The following is a 6182-nucleotide window of genomic DNA, read 5'->3' on the forward strand; positions in this document are numbered from 1 at the left end:
CCCCGGGGGGCCGCGCCCCGCCCCGGCCGGGCCCGCCGGCACCCCGGACACCCTCACCGTGCCCGCCGCGCTCTGGGCGGAGCTGTGCGCCCTGGCGGGGCGCCCGGAGACCCGACCGACCGACCCGCCGACCCGGAGGAGCCTGCCGTGACCGCACCCGAGACCCGCCGCCATCCGCTGTTCGACGGCTGGCCGCCGCTCGCCCGCCGCACCGGCCCGGACGGGCCCTCGCTCGGCCTCTTCCTGCTCAGCGGCAGCAGCATGGTGGCCGAGCTCTGCGGCACCCTGCCGCTGGACTTCACGGTGCTCGACCTGGAGGCCTCGCCGATGTCCAAGGGCGACCTGCTGCCGATGCTGCAGGCGCTGACCGGCTCCTCCTGCGCCCCGCTCGTCCGCGTCCCGTACCTGCACCGGCACCACATCGAGCACGCGCTGGACCTCGGCGCGGCCGGCGTCATGGTGCCCAAGGTCGACACCGTCGAGGAGGCGCGGGCCGCGGCCGACGCGTGCCGCTACCCGCCGTTCGGCACCCGCGGCGTCAACCCGGCGCGCGCCTCCGGCTGGTTCCACGACCTGCCCGGCTACCTGGCGGACGCGGCGAAGCGCACCACCTGCCTGGTGCAGATCGAGTCGCCGGAGGCGGTGGCCGCCGCCGACGCCATCGCGGCGGTGCCGGGCGTCGACGGCCTCTTCGTCGGCACCGGCGACCTGGCCTGCTCGCTCGGACAGCCCGGCGTGGTGACCGGCCCGGCGATGGACCGGGCCCGGGCGGCCGTCCTCGCCGCGGCCCGCCGGCACGGCCGGCTCGCCGGGATCTTCGCCGGCGGGCCGGAGCAGGCCCGGCAGTACGCCGCCGAGGGCTTCGACCTGATCGCGGTCGGCAACGAGCTGGCACTGCTGCGGGAGACCCTGCGGCACGCCCTCGACGGCCTGCGCGGCGCCTGACCGGGCGGGTGCCTCCCGACCGTCCGCGCCCACCCCGCCTGCCGGATCCAGTAGCGTTCACCTCGGCCGCACCGGTGCCGCGGCAGCCGGCCGGCGGGCGTCCGAGTCCGGCCCCGCGCACCGCCGGGGCGGAGGACGGAGGCCGGCCCGGGTGTCACGGCGCCCTCCACCGGACAGTTCTGACACCCAGACAGGAAAGACGGACAGATATGCGCTGGTCCCAGATGTACACCCCGACGCTGCGCGAGGACCCTGCCGACGCCGACGCGGCGAGCCACCGGCTGCTGGTCCGTGCCGGGTTCGTCCGCCAGCTGATGGCCGGCCACTACTCGCTGCTGCCGCTGGCCGTCCGGGTGCGGTCGAAGGTCGTCGGGATCGTGCGCGAGGAGATGGACCGGATCGGCTCGCAGGAGTGGCTGCTCCCGGCGATGCACCCGGCGGAGATCTGGCAGAAGTCCGGCCGCTGGGAGGTCATGGGCGACGAGATGTTCCGCGTCAAGGACCGCAAGGGCGCCGACATCGCCCTCGGCATGACGCACGAGGAGATCTTCACCACCCTCGCCGACGAGCTCGCCTCGTACCGGCAGCTGCCGCAGATGTGGTACCAGTTCCAGACCAAGTTCCGCGACGAGCCGCGGCCGAAGTCGGGCCTGCTGCGGGTGCGCGAGTTCACCATGAAGGACTCGTACAGCTTCGACCTCGACCAGGCCGGGCTGGACCGCTCCTTCGACCTGCACCACGAGGCGTACACCCGGATCTTCGCCCGCCTCGGCGTGCCCGCGATCCCGGTGCAGGCCTCCAGCGGTGCCATGGGCGGCTCCGCCTCGGTCGAGTTCATGTCGCCGACCGAGGCCGGCGAGGACCTGGTCGTGCACTGCACCGCCTGCCGCTACGCCGCCAACATGGAGAAGGCCGCGGCCGCCCTGCCGGCCGTCGAGGACCCGGAGGGCCCCGCCGCCCCCGAGCCCTTCGACACCCCGGAGGCCCGCACCATCGAGGAGCTGGCGTCCAAGCACGGCGTGCCCGCCGACCGCCAGATCAAGACCCTGGTCTACGTGCTGGACGGCACCCTCACCCTGGTGCTGATGCGCGGCGACCACGCCCTGGTCGAGCAGAAGCTCCTGGACGCCACCGCGGCCCGCGCCGTGCGTCCGGCGACCCCCGAGGAGATCAAGGAGGCGCTCGGCGCCGCCCCGGGCAGCCTGGGCGCCGTCGGCGTCGAGGGCATCCCGGTCTGGGCGGACGAGGCGCTGCGCGGCCGCCGTTCGATGACCACCGGCGCCAACCGGGACGGCGTCCACCTGAGCGGCGTCGACGTCGCCCGGGACATCACCGCCACCGGCTGGGCGGACTTCCGCGAGATCTCGGCCGGCGAGCCCTGCGCGACCTGCGGCGAGCCGCTGCAGGTGGTGCGCACCGTCGAGGTCGGCCACATCTTCAAGCTGGGCTACAAGTACACCGACGCGCTGGACATCACCGTGCTCGGCCCGGACGGCGAGCGGGTCAAGCCGATCATGGGCAGCTACGGCATCGGCGTCGAGCGCGCGATCGCCGCGGTGGTCGAGGCGCACCACGACGAGAAGGGCATCGTCTGGCCGGTGTCGGTCGCCCCGTTCGAGGTCGTGATCGTGCCGATCGGCAAGGCGGACGAGGACACCACCAAGGTCGTCGAGGGCCTCTACGGGGACCTGCGCGAGGCCGGCGTGGACACCGTCCTCGACGACCGGGACGAGCGCCCGGGCGTGAAGTTCGCCGACTGCGAGCTGGTCGGCATCCCCTACCGGATCACCGTCGGCCCGCGCGGTCTGAAGGAGGGCGTGGTCGAGGTCGTCGACCGGGCCTCCGGCGAGACCGTGCAGGTGCCGGTGGCGGACGCGGTCGGCCATGTGGCCGGCCTGGTCGCCGCCGCCCGCCGCGGCTGATCCCGTCCGCGGTACGCACACCGCACGCACACCGCCCCCGGCACCTGCACGGTGCCGGGGGCGGTCCCGTTGCCGGGCCGGGTCACTCGCGGCGGCCCGCGGGCAGCGGTACGCCCTGGGCCGGGGTGCCGGCCGCGGTGTCCGGGGAGTCCGGGGCGGCGAGTGCGGCGGCCACCGGCCCGGCCAGGCCGTCCCGCTCCAGCCGGGCGAGCGCCGGCCCGGCCAGCGAGGCGCGCAGCCGGCCGGTCAGCGCCTCCGCGGTGGCCTCGCGGACGGCGAGGCCGTCGCGCAGGGCCTCCGGCACGGCGGTGCCGTCCAGTACCGTCCGGTGGTGGGCGGTCCGCTCCTCGGGGAGGAGCAGGCCGAGCCGGGCGGACTCCTGCGCGGCGAGCACGTCGCAGAGCGCGGCCCGCAGCACGGCGGGCCGGTGCTCCGCGAGGTGCCGGTAGACCTCCGCGGGCCCGGCGCCGAGCCGCTCGTGCAGCTCGCGTTCGGCGCGCTGCTGCCGGACGACCGTGAGCAGCTTCTCCCAGTAGTAGGTGGGTTCCAGTGCGAAGTCGACGACCGGCGGCTCCAGGCCGGCGTCGATCAGCCCGGCGACGTGCCGCAGCACGGCGAGGGCGTCCGCGCGCTTGGCGTCCGGCCGGTGCTCCCGGACGTACCCGCGCAGCGCCGCCGTCTCCTCCTCCGCGACGCCGAGGGCCTTCGCGTCGGCGTACAGCCGGCCCCAGGAGCGGTCCGGGTAGAAGCGCCGCTTGGCGGCGTCCACCAGCAGGTCGTGGGTGGCGGCGGTGACCGCGCCCGCGGCGAGCGCGGCCGCCAGCCCGGCGCGGAGGTTGGCCATCGCCTCGGAGAGCGGTACGTACCCGTCCTCCGCAGGGGCGTGCACGATGGTGACCTCGTCGTCGTCCTGGTACTCGCCGGAGGCGAACCGCTCGTAGATCCCGCCGACGCCCTCCATCCCGAAGGCGGCGAGTTCGGCGGCGCGCAGTGCGCCCATGCTGGCGGCGCCGAAGACCCGCACGCCGCGCTCCAGGGCGAAGAGGATCTCCTTGTGCCAGACCGTCGGCACCTGCTCGAAGAGGCCGTCCACCAGGACGATCGCCTTCGGCGGCTCCCGGTCGAGCACCAGCTCGGTGACGTCGCCGCAGCTGACCGGCGGGTGGTACTGCGCGTCGAGGACGGCGCGGGCCTGCTCCACGGGCAGGCTGGGGCCGAGGAAGACGTGGACGGTCACCGGGTGGCCTCCTGGGCTCCGAGCAGCCGCCGCCGGGCCCGGCGGCCCGGCGTGTAGCCGATGAACAGGGAGTAGAACTCGAGGTCGGGCACGACGACCTTGGCGGTGGGGATGCCGATCTCCGGCTTGGTGAGGTCGACGGCGACGACGTTCTCGATGCCGGCGGCGGAGAGCCGCTCCAGCACGGCGCGCAGGTCCTCGTTGAGGGTGGGGTGGTCGATGCCGCGGCCGGTGTCGAAGGGCAGGGTGCCGGGGGCGGCGAAGAACACCTCGCGGGTGCGGGCCAGGGTCCGTGCGTCGTTCTGCGCCTTGTACATGGTGCGGAAGTTCTCGTCCCGGCTGGCCGCGATGACGGTGATCCGGCTCTGCGCGGCCTCGGTGAGCGCGCGGGAGAGGGCGACCTCGGGGGAGGTGTGGGTGCCGTAGCCCCAGCAGGCGCCGAAGGACCGCCAGGCGACCCGGTCGGCGCGCTCCACCACGCAGCACTGGTAGGTGGGGATGCCGGTGTCGCAGGTGACGTCCCAGACGGCGACCTCGATGCCGCCCTCCTCGAAGGCGTCCAGCACCCCGCGGCAGACCGGGTCGGTGACGGTGCCGAGGTCGAGCTTGGTCCGTGCGACGTCGGCGGCCGTGCGGACGCCCTGCCACCACATGGTCAGCGCGTCGCGTTCGACGAGTTCGCAGATGCCGTGGATGACGGCCTCGACCAGGTTGTTCCCGGAGGCCAGGCCGTTGGAGCTGACCCGGAAGGTGGTCGCCGCGTAGTCGATGCCCACCTTGTTCAGCCGGACGTTGTCGTACGGCAGCCAGAGCGGCGACCCGGCGAGCAGGTCGAAGCCCTCCGTCCACAGCATCGGCAGGTCGGTGCGGAGTCCGGCGCGGGCCGGGGTCTCCCGGGAGCCCTCGCCGACGGTGTCGAGGCCGCCGCGCAGCGGCAGCCGCGAGACGTCCAGGACGGGCTGCCGGCGGGCGAGTTCGCGGTACGACTCGTGCCGCAGCGAGCCCTCGAAGAACTCGGCGTGCCAGTACTCGATCGACTCCATCAGGGCGGACACCCGGGCGGCGTCGTGCGTCGCCCCCTTGCCCTGGGAGACGGACAGCGAACGGGAGTTGGGGCGGATCGCGTTGTAGACCGGGATGCCCAGCCAGTCCAGGCCGGTCATGTTGGCCAGCCGGGTGATGCCCATCCGGGCCATCCGTCCGCCGTAGTCGGCCAGGGTGTCGGCGGGGGCCCGGGAGCGGTGGGTGCCGTCTCGGTGGTCCTTGTCCCAGCGGGTCGTCAGGGCGTCCAGCACGGCCGGCCTGCCTTTCGTGGTGTCGTGCGGGTGGATCGGTCGTCGGTGAGCGGGAGTTGGTGGACGGAGAACTCGCCGTCGGCGACCAGCGCGACGGCGATCCGGCGCAGCCCGGGGGCGCCGTCCCGCGGCAGCGGCACGGTGACCTCCCGTGCGCCGGGGGCGAGTTCGGCGACCGGCAGGGCCGCCTCGGGGTGGCCGCCGATCGGCTGCCGGGCCGCGGTGTACCGGCCCCCGGCGGCGAGCGGCCGGGCGAGGTGCAGGGTGAGCGTGTCCGGGCCGAGCACGGCGCGGGGCGGTTCGCCGCCGGGCGGCAGGGTGTGGGCGGAGCCGCAGCGCTCGCAGACGTACAGGGCGAGGGCGCCGGCGGGCAGGTCGCGCGGCACGATGCGCAGCCGCAGCAGGCGGTGGCCGCAGTGGTGCGGCAGACCGGTGCGCTCCTCGGGGCTGTAGCCGACCGAGCCGCTGAGGTAGTCGTGCACGTCGGGGCCGCGGCGGGCGAGCGTGGCGCCGAGGAACGCGCAGAGCAGACGGTCGAGTTCGCCGTCCGGGGCCGGGGCCGGGGCCGGGTCCGGCCGGAGCGCGGCGGCGGCGAGGCGGTCGGCGAGGGCGAGGTCGGCGTCCGGGCGGTCGCCGGCGGCCACGGCGCTGCGGACGATCCGGGACTGCACCAGCCGCCGGGCGGCGCGGGGGTCGTCCGGCATCGGCACCGGCCCCGGCACGGCAGCGGCGGCGACGGCCGGGGCCGGGGCCGGTGCAGGGCGGGCGGCGTGGCGGGTCGGG

The 6182-nt window shown here is 75.5% G+C and carries 4 protein-coding genes and 1 pseudogene; 2 read left to right on the forward strand and 3 right to left on the reverse strand.

Annotated features, from left to right (window positions below):
• Positions 1 to 147 precede the first annotated feature (147 nt).
• Together ABZ641_RS23125 and ABZ641_RS23130 are read left to right on the forward strand one after the other, a co-directional pair.
• On the forward strand, positions 148 to 945 hold the full coding sequence (locus ABZ641_RS23125) for an aldolase/citrate lyase family protein (protein ID WP_359984496.1): 798 nt from the start codon (positions 148 to 150) through the stop codon (positions 943 to 945).
• 209 nt (positions 946 to 1154) lie between these two features.
• Positions 1155 to 2867, forward strand: a complete 1713-nt coding sequence (locus ABZ641_RS23130; RefSeq protein WP_359984498.1) for a proline--tRNA ligase — start codon at positions 1155 to 1157, stop codon at positions 2865 to 2867.
• Between the two features lie 82 nt (positions 2868 to 2949).
• Here ABZ641_RS23130 and ABZ641_RS23135 read toward each other — a convergent pair whose 3' ends face one another.
• The 3 genes and pseudogenes from ABZ641_RS23135 to ABZ641_RS23145 all read right to left on the reverse strand — a co-directional run.
• The gene (locus ABZ641_RS23135; RefSeq protein WP_344627587.1) at positions 2950 to 4104 is read right to left on the reverse strand and encodes a TfuA-like protein; all 1155 of its coding nucleotides are present in this window, start codon (positions 4102 to 4104) and stop codon (positions 2950 to 2952) included.
• The gene (locus tag ABZ641_RS23140; protein ID WP_344627586.1) at positions 4101 to 5399 is read right to left on the reverse strand and encodes a YcaO-like family protein; all 1299 of its coding nucleotides are present in this window, start codon (positions 5397 to 5399) and stop codon (positions 4101 to 4103) included. The genes ABZ641_RS23135 and ABZ641_RS23140 overlap by 4 nt, the downstream gene beginning before the upstream one ends.
• Positions 5384 to 6182: pseudogene (locus ABZ641_RS23145) on the reverse strand (hypothetical protein); the annotation flags it as partial. The gene ABZ641_RS23140 and the pseudogene ABZ641_RS23145, both read right to left, overlap by 16 nt.

Source organism: Kitasatospora sp. NPDC007106 (genome assembly GCF_040634455.1).
GTDB lineage: Bacteria > Actinomycetota > Actinomycetes > Streptomycetales > Streptomycetaceae > Kitasatospora > Kitasatospora arboriphila.

What these genes read in the sequence shown, in the direction of transcription:
- ABZ641_RS23130 (WP_359984498.1), top strand. Translation starts at nt 1,155, where the DNA reads ATGCGCTGGTCCCAGATGTACACCCCGACGCTGCGCGAGGACCCTGCC.